Annotated in this window: 19 protein-coding genes; 12 read left to right on the top strand and 7 right to left on the bottom strand. The window is 56.6% G+C overall.

Annotated features, from left to right (window positions below; translation table 11 throughout):
* Positions 1-8: 8 nt before the first annotated feature.
* Positions 9-305 (top strand): hypothetical protein, encoded by a 297-nt coding sequence (locus CIK74_RS06450; RefSeq protein ID WP_096254962.1) that lies wholly within the window; start codon positions 9-11, stop codon positions 303-305.
* Between the two features lie 42 nt (positions 306-347).
* Positions 348-2192, top strand: a complete 1845-nt coding sequence (locus tag CIK74_RS06445) for a thiamine pyrophosphate-requiring protein (protein WP_096254961.1) — start codon at positions 348-350, stop codon at positions 2190-2192.
* 115 nt (positions 2193-2307) lie between these two features.
* Here the strand turns inward: CIK74_RS06445 and CIK74_RS06440 are convergent, their stop codons facing one another.
* From CIK74_RS06440 to CIK74_RS06420, 5 genes are all read right to left on the bottom strand, one after another.
* Positions 2308-3285: a cation transporter gene (locus CIK74_RS06440; RefSeq protein ID WP_096254960.1), complete on the bottom strand. Its 978-nt coding sequence runs from the start codon at positions 3283-3285 to the stop codon at positions 2308-2310.
* Positions 3282-3773: a transporter substrate-binding domain-containing protein gene (locus CIK74_RS06435; RefSeq protein ID WP_240520476.1), complete on the bottom strand. Its 492-nt coding sequence runs from the start codon at positions 3771-3773 to the stop codon at positions 3282-3284. Before CIK74_RS06435 ends, CIK74_RS06440 begins: the two co-directional genes overlap by 4 nt.
* A 165-nt stretch (positions 3774-3938) precedes the next feature.
* Positions 3939-6044: a catalase gene (locus tag CIK74_RS06430; RefSeq protein WP_096254959.1), complete on the bottom strand. Its 2106-nt coding sequence runs from the start codon at positions 6042-6044 to the stop codon at positions 3939-3941.
* A gap of 174 nt (positions 6045-6218) precedes the next feature.
* Positions 6219-7445, bottom strand: a complete 1227-nt coding sequence (locus CIK74_RS06425) for an ammonium transporter (RefSeq protein WP_096254958.1) — start codon at positions 7443-7445, stop codon at positions 6219-6221.
* 250 nt (positions 7446-7695) lie between these two features.
* Positions 7696-8379, bottom strand: coding sequence for a hypothetical protein (locus CIK74_RS06420; RefSeq protein WP_096254957.1), 684 nt, complete (start codon positions 8377-8379; stop codon positions 7696-7698).
* A 105-nt stretch (positions 8380-8484) separates the two neighbouring features.
* Between CIK74_RS06420 and CIK74_RS06415 the strand changes: the two genes are divergently transcribed.
* The 3 genes from CIK74_RS06415 to CIK74_RS19005 all read left to right on the top strand — a co-directional run bounded on the left by CIK74_RS06415 (position 8485) and on the right by CIK74_RS19005 (position 10262).
* Complete coding sequence (locus CIK74_RS06415) at positions 8485-9126, top strand: DNA-3-methyladenine glycosylase (protein ID WP_096254956.1); 642 nt, start codon at positions 8485-8487, stop codon at positions 9124-9126.
* Positions 9127-9408: 282 nt separating this feature from the next.
* Entirely contained in the window at positions 9409-9822 is a 414-nt protein-coding gene (locus CIK74_RS19010; protein WP_240520475.1) for a hypothetical protein, read from the top strand.
* A 62-nt stretch (positions 9823-9884) separates the two neighbouring features.
* Positions 9885-10262, top strand: a complete 378-nt coding sequence (locus CIK74_RS19005) for a hypothetical protein (RefSeq protein ID WP_240520474.1) — start codon at positions 9885-9887, stop codon at positions 10260-10262.
* Between the two features lie 609 nt (positions 10263-10871).
* Here CIK74_RS19005 and CIK74_RS18700 read toward each other — a convergent pair.
* Positions 10872-11027, bottom strand: a complete 156-nt coding sequence (locus CIK74_RS18700) for a hypothetical protein (RefSeq protein WP_170947770.1) — start codon at positions 11025-11027, stop codon at positions 10872-10874.
* Between the two features lie 136 nt (positions 11028-11163).
* Between CIK74_RS18700 and CIK74_RS06405 the strand changes: the two genes are divergently transcribed.
* Together CIK74_RS06405 and CIK74_RS06400 are read left to right on the top strand one after the other, a co-directional pair.
* Positions 11164-11604 carry a hypothetical protein gene (locus tag CIK74_RS06405; protein ID WP_096254954.1) on the top strand — a complete coding sequence of 147 codons (441 nt, stop codon included), beginning with the start codon at positions 11164-11166 and terminating at the stop codon, positions 11602-11604.
* A 372-nt stretch (positions 11605-11976) separates the two neighbouring features.
* A complete protein-coding gene (locus CIK74_RS06400; protein WP_096254953.1) occupies positions 11977-12411 on the top strand; it encodes a hypothetical protein in 435 nt (144 codons plus the stop codon).
* Positions 12412-12493: 82 nt separating this feature from the next.
* On the opposite strand, the gene CIK74_RS06395 is transcribed toward CIK74_RS06400, so the two are convergent.
* Entirely contained in the window at positions 12494-12802 is a 309-nt protein-coding gene (locus CIK74_RS06395) for a hypothetical protein (protein WP_096254952.1), read from the bottom strand.
* Positions 12803-13374: 572 nt separating this feature from the next.
* On the opposite strand from CIK74_RS06395, the gene CIK74_RS06390 reads away from it, so the two are divergent.
* The 5 genes from CIK74_RS06390 (at position 13375) to CIK74_RS06370 (ending at position 18220) form a co-directional block, all read left to right on the top strand.
* Positions 13375-14544, top strand: a complete 1170-nt coding sequence (locus CIK74_RS06390) for a YihY/virulence factor BrkB family protein (protein ID WP_096254951.1) — start codon at positions 13375-13377, stop codon at positions 14542-14544.
* A gap of 862 nt (positions 14545-15406) precedes the next feature.
* On the top strand, positions 15407-16258 hold the full coding sequence (locus CIK74_RS06385) for a hypothetical protein (protein WP_096254950.1): 852 nt from the start codon (positions 15407-15409) through the stop codon (positions 16256-16258).
* Between the two features lie 9 nt (positions 16259-16267).
* A complete protein-coding gene (locus CIK74_RS06380; protein ID WP_096254949.1) occupies positions 16268-16696 on the top strand; it encodes a phage holin family protein in 429 nt (142 codons plus the stop codon).
* On the top strand, positions 16693-17271 hold the full coding sequence (locus CIK74_RS06375; RefSeq protein ID WP_096254948.1) for a DUF3618 domain-containing protein: 579 nt from the start codon (positions 16693-16695) through the stop codon (positions 17269-17271). Before CIK74_RS06380 ends, CIK74_RS06375 begins: the two co-directional genes overlap by 4 nt.
* 385 nt (positions 17272-17656) lie before the next feature.
* Entirely contained in the window at positions 17657-18220 is a 564-nt protein-coding gene (locus CIK74_RS06370; RefSeq protein WP_240520473.1) for a DUF3253 domain-containing protein, read from the top strand.
* Positions 18221-18623 lie beyond the last annotated feature (403 nt).

The raw sequence follows: 18623 nt of genomic DNA, 5'->3' as shown, positions 1-18623 counted from the left end.
GAGTAAAAATGTCGTTCAACGAAGCAGAATTCCAAGCCGTGAATCAAGAGGGCCTGGAAGATGAACCACTAGATGGCCGCGACGGCCAGCCGGTGTCCGAAGGTTCCTCCGATGCCCCGCAGACCTTGGAAGCATCCGATCCGCTGCGCAGCGACGAGGCCATGGCCCAAGACCAGCAAGCCACCGATCCGCTGGCCGTAGCCACCGAGTCTTCCGCAGAACTGAACCAGACACTGCGCGAGAATTTTACAGATGATCCTGCAGCTGCCCCGGACGAGCCAGAGCCAACCCAGTCAGGCGAATAGCCGCCTAGGCATGCCCCAATCAGGGAGGAGGAGCACAGATCTATGAGCAGCCAGAGCGTGGCCGACGAACTTATCGCACGATTGCACACCTGGGGTGTTACCCGGCTCTTTGGATACAGCGGGGACGGAATCAATCCGATACTCGGTGCCCTGCGGCGCAGCGAGTCCGGCATGAGTTTTGTCCAAGCCAGGCACGAGGAAAATGCCGCGTTCATGGCCGTGGCCCATTCCAAATACGGGCTCGGGCAGTACGCCGATGAACACACGGCAGACCAAAACGCGGCAGTGGATCTGGGAGTGATGCTTGCAACCCAAGGTCCGGGCGCCGTGCATCTGCTCAACGGGCTTTATGATGCCAAATTGGATTCAATGCCGGTGCTTGCCATTGTCGGCCAGCAGAACACCACCGCCTTAGGCAGCGGATACCAGCAGGAATTGGATCTGGAAGCGATGTTCAAAGACGTTGCGGTCTATTGCGAGCAAATTACCGCGCCAGAGCAACTGCACCTCGTGCTGGACCGGGCAATCCGCACCGCTCTGGCTTCCTCCGGTCCAGCGGTAGTGATTGTGCCGCACGACGTACAGCAAGCCGACGCTGCACAGCCTGGAACCACACACGCGCAGATTCCCACCGCGGTGGTGTGGGAAGCGCCGTTGGTGGTACCCCGGGAGCCGGAACTGAAGCAAGCGGTCAAGCTGCTCAATGAGTCCGAGAAAATCGTGATGCTGGTGGGCCAGGGCGCGCGCGGTGCGACAAAAGAAGTTCACTCCGTGGCTCAGCTTCTGGATGCCGGTATTGTCACGAGTTTGCTGGGCAAACCCTATGTTGACGAATCCTGGCCGCAGGCAGCCGGGGTGATGGGCCACTTGGGCAGCACCGCAAGCGCAGCCCTTCTGGAGGCCTGCGATTTGCTGCTGATTGTCGGGTCCAATGATCCGTGGACCGAGTTCTATCCGCCAGGTGCCCGGGCAAAGGCCATTCAGATTGATATCAATGCCCGGCGTCCGGGCAACCGGTATCCGGTAGACGTGGCACTAGTTGCCGATGCCGCACATACCTTGCGTGCATTGGAAGAACGGTTGTCCCCGGCGACCGCGCGGCGCAAGCCCTGGCGTGATCAGGTGCGTGCGGAAGTTGCCAAGTGGCGGTCCGTGGCGGTGAAGCGCGCAATGACTCCGGCACATCCCATCAACCCGGAACGGGTGGTGCATGAGCTATCCGGGTTGATCCCATCCGAGGCGCAGGTAGCCGTGGATGTGGGAAGCTGCGTGTATTGGTATGCCCGGCAGCTTCGGTTGCCACCGGGGGTGCCGGCGCATCTATGCAGCACCCTGGCCAGCATGGGCGCTGGCGTCCCTTATGGGCTGGCGGCAAAGCTGCGTGATCCGCGGCGCCCAACGATTGTCCTGGCTGGGGATGGGGCAATGCAGATGAGCGGCAATGCCGAATTGGTGACACTCTCCGAGCTGTGGAAAGAGTGGGAGGACCCGCGCTTCATCATCTGCGTTTTTAATAACCGAGACCTCGCCGAGGTCTCCTGGGAACAACGGGAAACCGAAGGCGAGCCACGCTATCGGCCAAGCCAGGATCTTCCAGGCTTCCCCTTCGCCGAATACGCACAAATGCTGGGCCTGTCGGCTCTGAGCATTTCCAACCCGGACTCGATTGCCGACGCGTGGGAGCAGGCCTTGGCCTGTGACCGCCCCATGCTGTTGGAAATGCATACCGATCCAAATGTCCCTTTGCTGGCCCCATTCCCGCAAGGAGAACGGACGCTGGAAAATATGCGCAAAGGCCTGAAATCAGAAGGGCAAACCGGCGAGCGCGCCTTGCAGCTGCTTGAGGTCTACACAGACATGGAACGCACACGTAAGAGCTCCGACTAGGCGCGAGCTCATTAATCTGCTGACCTGACGTTGCGGAAACGTTGCGGAAACGTTGCGGACCCCCGGAGCATGGCTCCGGGGGTCCGATTTCCTGGCATCGGTGACCGCGCAGGATTCATTTCTTCACTTCGCGCGGCTGAGAAAAGAAGTCCGGTAGTTCAAGTACCGGCGTCACCACCACGTCATAGGCTTTCCAATCCGTATCTTCCAAGGCAGCTTGCACTTCGTGGATTTGGGACATGGTCAGGTCCACGGCTACTGGAACGATAAACGCTTCGACGTGCAGGACCTGGCCCAGTTCCCTGGCCCTGATCCCGCAGTCCTTGATCCAGCCGAAGTACTGCAATTGCGCTTCTAATTCCGGGATCAGTGGGTGGGGATCTTTTCCCTCATAGGAAGTAGCCCGGCGGTCCAGCAGATCCACGGTAGCCGAGCGGGTATTCGTCCAGCCGTCGCGCACGATGCCCACCGAGATCACCAGCGCTGCGACGCCATCTAGCCACCATAAGCCGAACGCGATGCCGCCGACCCCGACAATGGACGCGACGTTAGTCTGCCAATCTGCTTTGGCCATGGAAGCATCTGCATAGAGCAACTTATTGTTCAGCGGTTTGGCCGTCTTGATTTTCAACTGCCCTAGAATCACCGCAGGTATGGCTAGCATCGTCATAATTGCGATCATCAGCCAGCCTTGCCAGATCGTGTACCCGAACAGGTTCATGGTTCCGATGGTTGGATGCTCCACCTTGACCAGCGCTGAAATTGCTTCATATGCCAAAAGCGCGCCAATGGCCAGCAAGGCGACTCCCGCCACCAGGTGTCCGGCGCTCATGGTCCGGTGGTACCCATAGGGATGAGTTGGACGCCGGGATTTACGAACGTAGATGCCGGCAGTTAGGAAGGCTACCTGCGGCAGAACCGAGAGCATGTCTTCAACCCAGGCAGTACGCATTGCTTGGGAATTACCGACCACCAACGCGACGAGAGTAATAGTGCAGGCGGCATAGCCGATGCTGATCCACTCCAGCTTGGTCGCCCGGCGCATCAATTGCTGTTGCTCTTCGGGCAGGTGCGTTCCAGCTTCCGGCTTCATGGCATCTCCTGAGTCTGATCCAAGAAGTACTCAAGCTCGCCAAGAAAAGCGTTCTCTCCGGGAGGAACCAACAGAACCAACTTTTCTTTCTTGCCCTTCTCATCAATGATCTGTGTGTAAGGACGGGTCATGCCGACCTTCTTGGACCACGGAGTTTTACTGCTGATCCCGCCCACCACTAAATCAACCTGATCCTCTTCAAGCTTTTTGACCAGACTTTCTTCTCCCCCGACAATGAACTCAGCTTTGGCGCCTAGGCTCTGCGCGAAGTCCTTGGCCAACTGGACTTCGCTGCCTTGGTAGGAGGACCCCTTGATTTCCACCAGAGATTCATTGGGAGAAAGCCCAATGCGCAAGGTGTCGTTGCGTACCGAGTCAAGCGTGCCTTCCGGATCCACGGGAATCGCCTGCGAACATCCAGCGAGTCCAAGCACCAGACTCATGCCTATCAAAGCAGCACCACGAGGACGGCTATGGGATTGGCTCATAGTCAACCCATCCTTTCGTATCTCAAAGATTTCTCCTCCAAGTTACTAATGCCTCGAACGTACTGCACCGTGGGATGCCAACCCACCTATCCCCGGGAACTATCAGGAACAGCACTCAGACGGGCAAACCCCGTACAGGGTTTACCCGTCCTCATGCCTGAAGCTTTACTCAGCGACAGGGAACCTCTCCCACGCACGATGTTCCGCCAATGAGTCCTCGGCCGTTTGAGCGACCGCGCCAACGTCAACGGTACTGACCCCCGGAGCGTCATCGACAATACCAAGCGCATCCAGCAGACCGTCACCCTGGCCGGCAATGCAGATAATGGCTTTGCTGTGCCGGTAAGCCTCATTGACCAGCAACGAGACCCTTGGATCTACTGGAATGAATCCTGCGCTGGGTGCCCCGGCCTTCGCATCAAGCGCTACCGAAGAATCACCGGCCGGCGGAAGCGGTCCAATGAGCACCAACGCATCAAATTCTATGGAACGGGCGGTCAGATACGTGCGGTCAATCGGCAGCCCATCCGCTATCTGTCCGCCTTTCGAGGAGACCAGCAGGGGGTTCATGCCCAAACCGGTCAAGTCTTGGGAAATCTGCGCCACGTGCTCTTCATTGCCCCGGTTGAAGATCACCGCAACATTGCGCCCGTCAACCGGCCAACGATCTCCAATCTGCGAAAGTGCTGCACTGGGCTGTGGCTGCGGCAGGTCTGCGGGGGCCCGCTGTGCTTCCAGTCCCAAGGCCTCAGCCACGGAGGAGGCCAGCTGCTGATCAATGTGCGTCAGGCAGTCCACCTGCCGCTGGCGAACCGCAACATCGGCACACTTACCCAACTCAAAGGAGTACGCCTGCTGTACGTGGGCCTGCTCCTGCGCGGTGAGGCTCAGGTAGAACAACCGCGCCTGGCTGTAATGATCGGAGAAACTCGCCGGCTCGGCACGCACCTTCTCGCTATCCCCCAGTGCTTGGGGAAAGTCCAACGGCGGATGTTCCCCCGAAGCCATCTGTGACATATACGGGCAACCTCCATCCAAGGAATTGGGCTGGTATGGGGCAATGCCCTGCGGCACACGATGTTCGTGGAAGCCATCACGGAACATGTCATTGACCGGCGACTTCGGCTGGTTGATGGGGATCTGTGCAAAGTTCGGTCCGCCAAGACGAGTTAACTGGGTATCAAGATAAGAGAATAAACGTGCCTGCAGCAACGGATCATCGGTGACATCAATGCCCGGCACTAAATGCCCCGGATGAAAGGCAACTTGCTCCGTCTGGGCAAAGTAGTTCTCCGGGTTCCGGTCAAGCACCATCTTTCCCAGGGCCTGGACCGGAGCCAGTTCCTCAGGAATGAACTTGGTCGGATCAAGCAGGTCAATGCCTTCAAAGGTATAGGTGCCATCATCGGGAAGGATCTGCACACCTAGTTCCCACTGCGGATAATGGCCCGCGCTGATGGCCTCGGCCAAATCACGGCGGTGGAAATCCGGGTCGGCGCCGGCCGCAAGCTGGGATTCTTCCCAGACCAGCGAATGCACCCCGAGCGTAGGCTTCCAATGGAATTTCACCAACGAAGATTCACCGCTGTCACTGACCATCCGGAAGGTGTGGACACCGAATCCTTCCATCATCCGGTATGAGCGTGGAATCCCCCGGTCACTCATCTGCCACATTGCATGCGCTTGCGCCGGAGTATGCAGCGACACAAAATCCCAGAACGTATCATGGGCTGATTGCGCCTGCGGAATCTCCACATCTGGATGCGGTTTCGCCGCATGAACCAGATCCGGGAACTTCACCCCATCTTGGATGAAGAACACCGGGATATTGTTCCCCACCAAATCGAAGATTCCCTCCTCGGTGTAGAACTTGGTCGCAAACCCCCGGGTGTCACGCGCCGTGTCCATGGAACCGCGGGAACCTACCACATTGGAAAAACGGACAAAAACGCGGGTTTCCTTGCCCGGCTGCAGGAAGTCGGCACGGCACAGCTGCGAAGCATTGCCATAACTGACAAATGTTCCGTGAGCTGCCGCCCCACGGGCATGGACCACCCGCTCGGGGATCCGCTCATGATCAAAGTGCATGATCTTTTCGCGAAGATGGTGATCTTGCAATAGCGTGGGGCCGCGCTCGCCGGCCTTCAATGAGTGGTCGGTATCGCTCACCGGAGCGCCTTGCGTGGTGGTGAGTGTTTCACTGTCTTGTCCGGGACCCGATAGTACTGGCGGATGCGCCGGTTTCGATGGCTGTTCTGGTTGATTTGTCATGACACGTTCCCAGCTTCGAATAGGTTGCCTGTGGATGCCAGCCACGTTAGGTAACCTTCAAACTGCTTGCCAGTAAATCAACTAATTCCCATGATTTTCACATCTTCGGCCAAATATGCAGAAGCTCGCCGGTGGATGATCCAACCGGCGAGCTTCTTATAGTTTCAGATTTCCTCAGGCTTTGTTCTCTGCCCAGAGATAGCCGCTTTCGTTGTGTTCGGCGGCGTCAATACCCTCAATTTCGGTCTGCGCCGAGACACGCCATGGCGTGATTTTCTCGATGGCCGTGGCGATAACCCAGGTCATCACCGCCGAGAAGAGTAGCACCACCAGGAGCGTCATGAACTGGGCAATCAGCTGGCTCATTCCCCCGCCGTAGAACAGCCCGCCGGCGTTCGACTCGGTAGGCAGGGCAAGGAATCCAAGGAACAAGGTACCGATGACTCCGGAGACCAGGTGCACCCCCACCACATCAAGCGAATCATCGTAGCCGAGCTTCCATTTCAGGTTGACTGCCCAGGCAGAGCCGGCACCGGCAATCAGTCCGAGCAGCAGGGCGGCCCACGGTGCCACGTCTGCACAAGCTGGGGTAATGGCTACGAGTCCCGAGACGAGACCGGAGGCCACACCGACCGAGCTCGGGCGCTGTCCGCGGAGTTTCTCCACGAAGATCCAGCCCAGGATCGCAGCGGCTGGAGCTCCCATGGTGTTGATCCAGATCAATCCGGCCTGTTCAACGGTGGTGGCGGCCCCGGCATTAAAACCGAACCAGCCAAACCAGAGCAGTGCAGCGCCGAGCATCACCAGTGGAGTGTTATGCGGCTGGGGACGGTCATGGAAGTTGTGACGCTGTCCGAGCTTGAGCGCAAGAACCAGGGCCGCAACACCGGCGTTGGTGTGTACCACCGCGCCTCCGGCAAAGTCGATGGCTTCACCGAAGATGCTTCCGAGGAAACCGTCTGCTGACAGCATCCCGCCACCCCAGATCCAGAAGGCCACCGGTGCGTAGACCAGTGAAACCCACAGCGGCACAAAGAGCAGCCATGGGGCGAAGCGGCTGCGGTCAGCGATGGCCCCGGAGATGATAGCTACCGAAATCAATGCGAAGGTCCCGGAGAAACCGGCGGTGAGAAGCCCGGTTGGCTCGGTGTTGTGCATCGCGATGTCGCTGAACGGATTGCCGATAATTCCGGCAATCGCTGGTTGTCCTGCAGAGAGCGAGTAGCCCCACAGGATCCAGACGATGGCGCTCAGTGCTGCGGCGGAGAAGCTCATCAGCATCATATTGACCACACCGGTGGACCGGGTCATTCCTCCGTAAAACAGGCCAAGTGCCGGTGTCATCAAGAGAACTAGCGCTGCGGCGATCATGATCCATAAGCTGGCTGTATCCAACTGCATCAGGGACCCATCTCCTCAAAAGTGTTAGGTGTATCGGTGAGTGAATCTGGTCTTTCAAGTACTAATTCTTGACCAGCGATATTTCGGCAGGAGGCACTTTTGATTTCGGGGACGTGACGATCAACGCTTGCGTGTAACAATCTGCGCTCACAAATGTTTCCGGCTGGTTTCCGTCTTTTCACTCAACGGCAATCGGCTCGGTCTCTGCGCAGAGCAGGAACCGAGCCGATTGTAAGTAATGAAAATATGATCAGAGTTGTTTGAGCTTGATGACCTCAAACTTGGGAACGGTAGTGGATCCACCAATTTGAGTGTCGTAGCTCAAGGATCCGGTGACCGTTGCGGTGACCTGAATGATGTCATCTGCCAGTACGTCATCCAGAATGTCGCAGTCAGATAGACCATCACCGGCGGTAAACATTGAGTTGTGCTCGTAGTCGTACTTTCCCACGTGCGCGTGGGCGACGTCAGCGCGGAAGATGCAAGGGCCAGTGGCCGAATCAAACTGGGTGACCTTGGCATAGATGATGACGTTCTTATCTATGTTCGAGTCTGGCTTCTTCACAATCTGAGCCAGTGCACGCTTGGAAATCTTCTTTGCCTTGTTAGCTTTGGCCGCTTCGGCTTTCTTGGCAGCTTCCTTCGCTGCTTTTTCCTTGTCCTGCTCGGCTTTCTCTTCCGCCTTACGCTCTGCTGCCGCCTTCGATTCCGCTTCGCGCTTCTCCTCGGCTTCACGCAGCTTGGCCGCCTCTGCCTCGACGGTTTCCAGCTGGGCGTTTACGGTATCAAGTTCCGCCTGCAATGCCTGCTTCTCGCTGTCCAGTGCGGCGGTAGATGCTTGAGACGCTTCAAAATCTTGGGTGGAAACGCCACAGGCGGTCAGGGCAAAGAGCAAGGCCAAGAAGCTGGCCAAAGTCACCATGTGCTTTTTCATTGATGTTCCTTTGTGGGTGCGAGGTATCCGATGCCCCATGCATCCGATAACAGCATCTTCACAGCGGCAACCGACACTTTGACCGGATCTGCTAATACTTGAGAGATGAACCGCGAATTTTTCACTCAGGACGCGTTGCATGTTGCACCGAAATTACTCGGCTCCCAATTTTCTGTGGACTCCGCCGAAGGAATGGTGACCCTGCGCATTACCGAGGTGGAAGCTTATATGGGTGTGGGCGCCCACGGACCGTACGATCCTGGAAGCCATTCAAAGGACCGCCGTACCGAACGCAACGCATCGATGTTTTTGGAGCCGGGCCACGCATACGTGTACTTCAGCTACGGAATGCACTACGCAATCAATTTTGTCTGTTCGCCAGCTGGTTCCGCTTCGGGAGTACTCATCCGCGCGGGCGAGATAATCGAGGGAAGCGAGATTGCCCAACAGAGAAGACTCAGAAAACGCCAAGGCAGCGGCACCAGAATTCCAGGCCGCCAGCTGGCCCGCGGGCCTGGCAACGTGGCTCAGTCGCTGGGCGTCACTCGGATTGAGCATGATGGACTGGATTTGTTCTCCTCCCCTTTCTCGCTGCAATCGCCACTGGATTACCCGGCGCAGATTTGCATTGGTCCACGAGTGGGAGTCGCCGGTGTTGCCGGCGGATCTGAGTTTCCATGGCGTTTCTGGTTGCCCGGCGACCCTACCGTCTCTGCATTTCGGCGCGGACGCAATGCCCCGGTTTAGGGGCTGACGCCACCGGCTTTTGGCTCGCACCCGACCGGAAGCTATTGCTTGCCGGATTCCCCGGACTTAGTCGGTGGCGAAGAGACTGAACTCTTGGACTCTTCGTGCCTCGAAGTTGCCCGGGCGGTTGGAGTCTGCTTTGGAGGAGCTACCGGGGAAGAACTCGGAACTTCCTCAATAAGCTGAAGGCTTGGGCTGGTTGTAGCCCTGGGCGTCCGTGATGCTTCGGGCACCGTAGGCTTGCTGCTCGGTGTATGTACTGAAGGCGTCTGCGACGGCGACGTGGTAGACGTTGGGCTGACCATATGCGAGGCACTGGGTTCAGGCGGCCGGCTCTGGCTCTGCGATGGCGAAGGGCTCAGACTCGGCGTCGGCGAAGACGGCGTAGGCTTCACTTCTTCAGGTTTGCTCGGCGTCGGCGATGATGTTGGCATGGCAGTTTTTGATGGTTCAGCGCTTGGCGACCTGGAAGGTGGCGCAGGAGTTGATGGTGTCGGCGCAACCGTTGGCGGTCTCGGAGGAGCAGATGGCTTTGCCGAAACCGTAGGTTCCGGTTTCGGTATGACCGGCGTGTCATCTTCTGGCACCACCACATCAGGATTCTTCTCTTTTTCAATCTTGTTCTTCGACTCTGCCTTGGGTGCGTTCCTAGCGTCAACAGTCAGCGAAGTGGAATCAATCATGGCTTCTGGCTGACCAGGGTTAGCAGGCAAATACAGCCGAGGATCATTCCACCGGCCATCGAGGAGCACCTCAAAATGCACGTGGCATCCGGTGGAGTTGCCTGTGGTGCCCGACAGGGCAATGACTTCTCCTCGTTGCACGTTCTGGCCGGCTCGAACAAGCAGCTTCGAATTGTGGCTGTATCCGGTATGCACGTTATATCCGTGATCGAGGGTGACCCGCAGGCCCGAGTGGCCGGCCCAGTTGGCGACGACTACTCGACCGGATTCGCTGGCGTAGACCGGGGAGCCGCAGGCAATGGGGTAATCCTGTCCAATATGGATCTGGTTCCCTGCACCCGTTGGATTTGCGCGCCAACCATAAGGGCTCGAAATTCTCCGGGTCGTGACCGGATGCATCAGTTGAAGCCCGCCAGGCAGTTTGCCCACAGACCCAACTCGTCCTGCCAATAATGCGCGTTGTGCCGGTTCCTGCGCAGATTGCTGCTGACTTGGGAACGTAGTTAAGCCGTCGTTTTCATTCAGTTGGCCGCTGTCACCAATTTGAACGACTGGGATATTTGCGGGGCGCCCATCAATTGCAAGTTCTTTGCCGGAGCCAGCGAAGACCGCCAACGGCGCAAATTCACTGACAACTATGGGATAGTCGTGAAAGCTTGCCGTGTCCAGGGATCCAATTGCTGTCGGTATCGAACCTGTTCTGAGGTCTGCCGGCTGAGCCAGTAGCGGCCAAGCCAGAGCACCTGTGAGGCTCAGTGCGGACAGCACGGAAGTTGTCCAGATCATCAGCGGTTTGCTATATCGTGCTCGCTGGGTTCTGGGCAATAGGTAGGTCACGTGGTGTCGGCGTTGCACAATAATCCGGTCCCCCAAAGACGAATTGATTGTAGTGCTCCAGACTATGCCCAATATCCGAAGGAATCTAGACGGACAGCTTATAAAATCCATTTGTCCGTCGACAGGTGGAGCCAGTTCTGAAGATTCCAAAAGATCTTGACTTAGCGGTGGACGGCGCGTAACAGCCAAACCAGTTATCGTGCGGACGTTGAAGATCTCATCGCGTTAGAAGGCTCGCGGCATGGAGATGTCCAGCACATCCAGCGCATCAAATAAGAAGGCGATTTTTAGGCTGATCAGTCCTTTTATGAAATCCGGCTTCGTTGCTGATAATTCCTCCAGCAAATTCGGAGGTGCTGGAGACTTTATAAGCTCCGGCAAGGAAGATATCCTCAGAAGATCACTCCACGATGATCACCGAGCGCGCAATGCGAAACCCGGGGAATGCGCCTGAATATAGATTCAGGAAGCTCGTGGTCGAGCAGCTTTCGAACAGCTGCTGTCAACGGAGGAAGATATGAACACCCCTGAACTGCACACGCATGCGATCCAACGCCTCAATGAACTGCTGCACTGCCCCATAGCTCAAAGGCATCTCGCGGCATACGGATGGGTCTCAGGGATGCCGGTAGTCTTTGCGCAAGGTTCCGAGATGGTTGAAGACGTGATGGGCTTTATTTCCATCCATGGGCGGGCCGTACTCTTGGTGCTTACCGATGCACCCAACGATGAACTGCAGCTATGGCATGTCACCGTTCCCAGCCCTGTCTTCACCAGAGTCCCGCCTCTGCCGTCTGGGACTACGCTCGCCGAGCTCTGTGTCAGGCACAGCAATAACAGGCTTATGCCGTTCCGCGTCGCTTTCTGGGCGCATAGCGCCGCCATCCACCAAATACCTCTCTATGTTCGCAGCGACAACAGCGATGCAAATGCCACTCCGGCACCCGGCACACACTAAGTGATTGCCCGCTCCCACAAATGCATGCTTTCAGGCCCGATCATCCATCTCAATTCCAGGATATTTCGACGCTCATGATAATCAACGTGGAGTTCCGGGAATTTGGCTGATGGGACTGGAATTTTACTCGGATCTATTCGACCAAACTGTCCATATTTCAGGCGAATTGAAGCCGAGAAATAGCAGATGCCGAGGTGTTGACGTGAACTTTTCTTGCCATTCATCTTTATTGCTGGCTTTGCTGCTTCTAATCTTTTAAGGTGGAAGCACACTAGAGAACCGCAACGATGGGCCGCCAGTCTGCGTTGCGTCTTGTTCCAAGCTGATGGGGATCACTCGGAAAATTCAAGAACTATAGTGGAGGTAGTACCAATGCCAGGACGTCTTGTACGTACTCGAACGGCCGAACTCGTGACCGAACTGCTTGGATCACGTGAAGGACGTAACCACCTCGCCGCCTACGGCTGGGTTCAGGGAATGCCAGTTATCATGACGGTTCCAACCGAACCTGTCAACGACGTCATGGGCTTGGTGTCCATGCACGGTCGTTCGGTGCTGGTTGCCATGCTCGATGCTGGGACCGATGAGCTCAACTTCTTGCATGTTTCCATGCCGAACCCCGCATTGCAGTCAGTCGATCTGGAAAAGGACACGGACCAGATCAATGAGCTGTTTATTCGCACGCAAAATCGAGGGTCAGTGACTTTCCGAGTGAAGTATTGGGATTCCTGCGCGGTAGCGCATCCGATCCCTGCATTCAATGCCGTGGTGGATACGTTGCGCCAAGGGAAACGCTTGTACCCATGATCCTTGTACCAGCCTTTCCAGGGCAGCTAAAAGCAATCTGCCTTGGGCAGCAAACGCACTGAGTCTGACGACGAATCCCGGGCTACTGCTGGGGGTGCTCGTGCGAGTGGTGCTGTAGGTCTTGCTTGACCGCGTCGGGGCTTTCTCCTGCTGCTAGCCGGCGGACGGCTTCCAGCAGATCTTGGACTTCGGTGACGCGGTGAGACCAATACGTGGAATCTAATCCGAAACCGAGTACTGACTCCCTGGCGAACTGCTGCATGGAGTCGCGGTGGGCTTCCAGCGCGCTGGTCAGGTCATCATACTGGTCATCTGAGAGAGACAGATGAATGTCTTTACGGGGAGTGTTCACCATGAACTCCTGGTTGTCCAATAGTTCTGCAGGTTTCATACTTTACTCGCCGGTAACACCTATAGGTCAAGACCGCAGAATTTTACTCAGCAATCCCACAAGGTTCGACAGAAGCGACCGGAAATATTCCTCGCTGAATCACATGGCGCGCATCCTGAGGTGAAGCAGAATGGGATTGTTCTGGGTAAGTCTAAAGGAACACGGATACGGACACGAACACCGTGACGCAGAATTCAGGCGCAGAGGAAAATTTCCCGGCGGCCTGCAGCAAAACACATATGCGGTTCACGGCGAGAACACCATGTGGTTTGCATCCATTCGCAGGCTGAGTCGATTCCCGGACGTGAAACTGCAGAGAGTCCTGGGATATGCGATACCGTGATTGAATCAGTTCCATCGCGTAGGACACGAACCAGTAAAACCACTCACCAAGTCGAAACGAGCTGTGCTCGAAGCCGGCGAAGGTGCATTCGTGGGCGATTCTTAGCCGGTGGCCATCAGCTAAAGCTAGCGCACTACCTGAGTAAACTATCTAAGCCGTTGATCTGGTTCGATTGCTTCTGATTGAATGCTTAAAATTTGACTAGCAACGACGTTGCGGAGGTTTTGGAATGTCCAGATCACATTCGGCAGACGGAAATCCGGGTGAAAGCCGGGTCCAGACCGAGGACGGCACCGCCACCGATACCCGCCGCAAGTATCTAGATGCCCCGGAACCGGAAGACGAAGCCAAGCCGGATTCCCCGACGCAATTGCATGGCAGCTCATGGAAATATGCCTTCAAAAGATCAATCAGCGAGTTCTCGCGCAACAAGTGCACGGACCTTGCCGCCTCGCTGACCTACTTCGCAATGCTCTCCATCTTCCCTGCGCTTCTAGCCATGGTCTCGCTGCTCGGAATTGCGGGGCAGGCGGAAGCGACGACGCGGAACATTGTCGGCATTCTTGAGCAGTTCGCAAGCGATCAGGTAGTCGAGACGTTGAAGCAGCCAATTGAGCAACTCGCCTCTACTCCGTCTGCCGGACTCGCCCTTGCTGTTGGTCTCTTAGGCGCGCTGTGGAGCGCGTCCGGCTATGTGGGCGCCTTCGGCCGCTCGATCAACCAGATCTACGACGTGCAAGAAGGCCGGCCAGCCTACAAACTGAAACCAGTAATGCTGCTGATCACCCTCGCGCTGCTCTTGTGCGCGGCGACCGTAGCGGTTCTGCTGGCTGTCTCCGGTCCCTTGGCCCGCACTCTGGGCGATCTCATCGGCCTCGGGGACACAGCGATCATGGTCTGGAATATCGCCAAGTGGCCGGTAATCCTTCTGGCCGCGGTATTCATGATTGCCTTGCTCTACTACGGCACACCAAATGTCCGGCAGCCCAAATTCCGATGGCTCAGCCTCGGCTCGGCCATCTCCTTGGTGATCTTAGGGCTAGCGACTCTGGGGTTCTTCTTCTACGTTTCGAATTTTTCAAACTACAACAAGACCTACGGCGCCATCGGTGGCGTGATCGTTTTGCTGTTGTGGATTTGGATTGGAAACCTTTCGCTTCTGTTCGGGGTGGTGTTCGACGCGGAACTCGAACGTGCTCGCCAGCTGCAATCAGGCATTGCCGCAGAAAGCTCTATCCAGCTGCCACCTCGTGACATCAAGGCAAGCGAGAAACAAGTTGCCAAGGAAGAGAAAGATGTCCAAGAAGGAAAGGAACTGCGTATTTCCGCAGAGCGCCAGCACGAGGAAGCAGAAGAAGAAAAGGAAGCGAACTGGAACAAACCCGAGGCCAGAGAATAAGGAGAAATGACTGGCTTACGTTCTGCACGGCTTCAGTTGAAGAATTCCATCAAGTGTCGGAGGCAGCGCGCGGCCTGTTTCTGCTGCAGCCATCGGAGCCGAAAACGGTGTCGCGAGATGTCTGTATAGCGTACGAGTCGTCGGGTAAAAATTCTCTGGATTTCTGCACAGATTTACATGCTGTGGCCAGCTGCCGTGCTTTCACAACGTGCCCCGACGCGCTGCCACTTGTCGAGTCGAAAACTAGTCAAACCCTGAAAAGGAAGGCGCTTAGTTTGTTCGGGGCTTAGCCTGAGAGGTAGGTTCGGCGGTTGACCTAAGAACGTGGGGACGTTCAAAACGCGCTCACCGTCTTCTTGCTAGATGGTGATTGGCGTTCAGACCGCTTGCAGAAGCCCCGTCGCAGAAACGCGCGGGGCTCCTGCGTTTTTCCATCGATTCCCCTGCCGCTTGGCCTCCGAACTAAACATTTCTCCCTTCTCCACGTGCCGTAGCCCAGAACTCACCAAACAGGCTTTGGACAAAATACAGATTTGGCCAGCGGCTAACGTTCTTGAAATATAGGCTCGAAAAAGGGGATGGCCAAAGTAAAAATTCCCCTACCCCAGTGGATCAGCTCGCCCTCGCAAGCGATGCCCTACCGCGCCTGGCTGCGAAATTTTACCGTTAGCCATTCTTGGCAGTTTTAATCTCTTTCGGATAGTAACCGGCTGCACCCGGTGACCAGATCACCGATCAGCGTGTCCCAGTTCACCAAGCTGAAAGAATCCTTATGATTTCGAATAATTTCTGTCGCGATTCTCGGAGGTCTCTAATCTTGCTCACGTAAGGGACAAGTTCAGACTCTAGTGGAAGGCACGAAATGAGCAACGACCAATTTCCAAGCTCCAGCCCATCACCGAATTTGCCGGAACAGGCAACTGGGCGGGAAACTCTCCCACCTGCCGCACCCAACCTGCGCAACGATCAGTTTCTTCCGGAACATCTGGACATCGCTGATGATCAGGACCGGGAGGATACGACGTCGCAGTCCAATACCAGCAAGACAGCTGAGACGGCTAAGGACCTCGCGCAGGAAGGGCAGCACGCCGCAACGGAAGTCCTGGACACCGCTAAGCATGAAGCGTCTCTGCTTGGAGAACAGGCCAAAGAGCAAGCAGCGGACCTGCTGGGCGAACTCAGCTCCGATCTGCGTGAGCAAGCCTCACTCCAGCAGCAGAAAGTCGCGACGAATCTGCGTGACATCAGTGATGAGTTCCGCTCCATGCTGGATCAGTCCCAGGCTTCGGGAACTGCAGCCACTTTGGTTGACCAAGCCTCCCATCACAGTGGTCAGATTGCCGACTGGCTCGATCAACGAGAACCCGGCGACTTAGTCGACGAGGTCAAGCAGTTTGCGCGCAAGCGTCCCGGAGCGTTCCTGGGTATCGCCCTGGGCGCGGGTCTCCTCGCAGGACGGATCACGCGCAATGCCGGCACTTCAAAGCAAGATGCCCGCGGCAAGGGAATCGCGTCGGAGAACGGTTCACCCACAGCGAAGGACACCGTCCCCGCTGCCGGATCGCCCGTAGCGGCTGACGAGCATTTCACTCAATCGGCGGCACCGCAAGCTGAGCCAGTGCAGCTGCAGTCGCGGGTTCCGGATGAAACCGTTGTGGTTGATCCCTTGCGTTCATATCCTCCTGCGGATCCACGCTCCGAAGATTACAAGTAGGAGGAACCGATGACACATTCGCCTTCAGACTTCGAACCAGGAGATCCGCGAAACGAGGAGCAGCAGTCGCTGGGTACGCTCTTCAGCGACCTGACGCAGAATGTTTCGGTTCTCGTCCGTCAAGAGATAGAGCTTGCCAAAACCGAGCTGAAAGAATCAGCAAGCAACGCTGGCCAAGGCGCAGGAATGTTTGCCGGAGCAGGGATCGCAGCGCACTTCGTGTTGCTCTTCCTCTCATTGGCAGCCTGGGTCGGTGTTGCGCAGTGGCTTGGTTACGGCTGGGCGGCATTGATCATCGCGGCGATCTGGGCGATTATCGCTGGAATCCTGGCCGCCGTAGGACGCAAAAAGATCAAAGAGGTCAAAGGCCTGCCTCAGACCGCTGGCACAGTAAAGAAAATCCCTTCAGCTTTTACTCCAAGAGAGGAAACCCCATGAGCAAGAATGCTGACGAACTCAGGGCAGACATTGCCCAGACGCGGGAAGGGCTGCGCAATGACATTGACGCAATTGTCGACAAGGCTAGTCCCACTCGCATTGCCCATCGGCAGAGCGAAAAATTCAAGAACTCCGTGACCAAGGTGAAGGAATCAGTGATGGGAAGGGGCGAAGAGATGAGTGAGCGTACCCAGCATCTGGGGCACGAAACCTCGGAAGCAGTTCATGATGCGCCGCATAAGGTGGCTGATCAGACCAGGGGCAATCCGCTCGCAGCAGGATTGATTGCTTTTGGTGCCGGCCTGCTTGCGTCCTCCATGATCCCCTCGACTCGTGCCGAGGAAGAACTGGTTGGGAAGGCCAAGGACAAAGTTGAACCACTGGCCACCGAGCTCACCGAGACGGCCCAGCAAATTGCTCAGGATATGAAAGAGCCAGTGGCTACTGCAGCCGAAGAGCTCAAAGACTCGTCCCAGCAGTCCATGGATCGCGTCAAGTCCGAGGCTTCCAGTGAGACTGAGCATCTTCAGCACGAAGCTCAAGGCAGCATCAACGATTATAGAAACCAGAGCTAAATAGCTATTCCTCGTCTACAGGCAGGTGATCCCCTAGGGATCACCTGCCTGTAGAGGCGCTGGAGACGAGCTTTATTCGCAGGTGTCCTGTGGGACGGCTCCTGCAAGTTGCAAATGACGGCTGCGGTGAAGAGGTGGCTCAGGCTTCGCGTAGCGAATTTAACGTGATAAGTCTGTGCAAACAGCAGTTACCCGCGCGCCTTGAGCGGGCGGAGCGCGGATGCACTCGGCGGTTCACTGGAAGTGGGTGGCTCCCCGCCCTCGCATGCACCTGGATCTGCCCGAAGTTGGACAGCCTCCGGGCTTACCCAAGGTTCCGAGGACTACTGGCAACCGGATTGCAACTAGTTGCGTCGCAAGGTGTCACTGATGGCTGGCAAGCACTATGGAGCACACCCAGAATCAGATCTTTGAAGCTACAAAACCACTGAACACGGGGAAGCTGATGACACCGGAAGAGAATGCACCTGAAACCACGCCCGACGGACATTACCTCGTCATTAACGGCAGGAAATGGAGGGCTTCCAATCCCTGGATTCCCCCGAAGCTTCATCAGGAGCTGGTCGACGAACTGATGTCCGCCCGCCGAGCGGTGAAGGAAGGCAAAGCTGACGCCAGAAAAAGGGTGAATGACGCAAAGGTTGCACTGGGAGAACGCGGCCAGCCCTGGTGGGAGGATCCCGAGCCGAAAGCATTAAGCGACCGGACTGCCGCGGCCATCCGGGCCCTGTTGAGCAAAAGGGCCGGCACTTCCATCTGTCCCAGCGATGTGGCACGCATAGTGAGCGGACCAGAAAATTCCTGGCGCGGTTATGTGAACCAAGTGCGCCAAATAACGGCAGAAATGGCCGCGCAGGGCGAGGTCGTAGCCACGCAAAAAGGTAAACCAGTAGAAGCCGACCGCGTTCGCGGTCCAATTCGGATTAACCTCAGCAACCCAGAAAAATAAGCGGCCGCTGGACTCTGGGAAACCGTCCTGGCCAAGCTCAATGCCGAAACCGAACGGTCCGCTGGTGTTTCAGCGAGGTTGGCTTGCTGCAGGCAGGCAGAGCAGTATTTTTCACGTCGACCAGAGACGGCTGATGATTTTTTAGGTTGCCCGGAGAGTTGGACGAACCAGCGAACTGAATGCGCGCAATCAGAGATTTTATTGTTGCTCCTGAATATCTCCACAGACTTCAGGCTGCATAGAAGGTAAAGCTAGGAGCCCTCAGCTTGTAAGTTGAGGGCTCCTGCTATCAATAATTTTGGTATCCCCACGGGAACCAACGGTTCCCAACGACTAGGAGTCGTTGTTCTCTTGGTTTGCGCGATCACTACTCGTATCGTCATCGCCGTATGACTGCTGAATG

It is taken from the genome of Glutamicibacter sp. BW77 (genome assembly GCF_002332285.1).
Classification (GTDB): Bacteria; Actinomycetota; Actinomycetes; order Actinomycetales; family Micrococcaceae; genus Glutamicibacter; species Glutamicibacter bergerei.
Note: the sequence above shows the minus strand (reverse complement) of the source record. Positions and strands in the feature narration are given on the sequence as shown.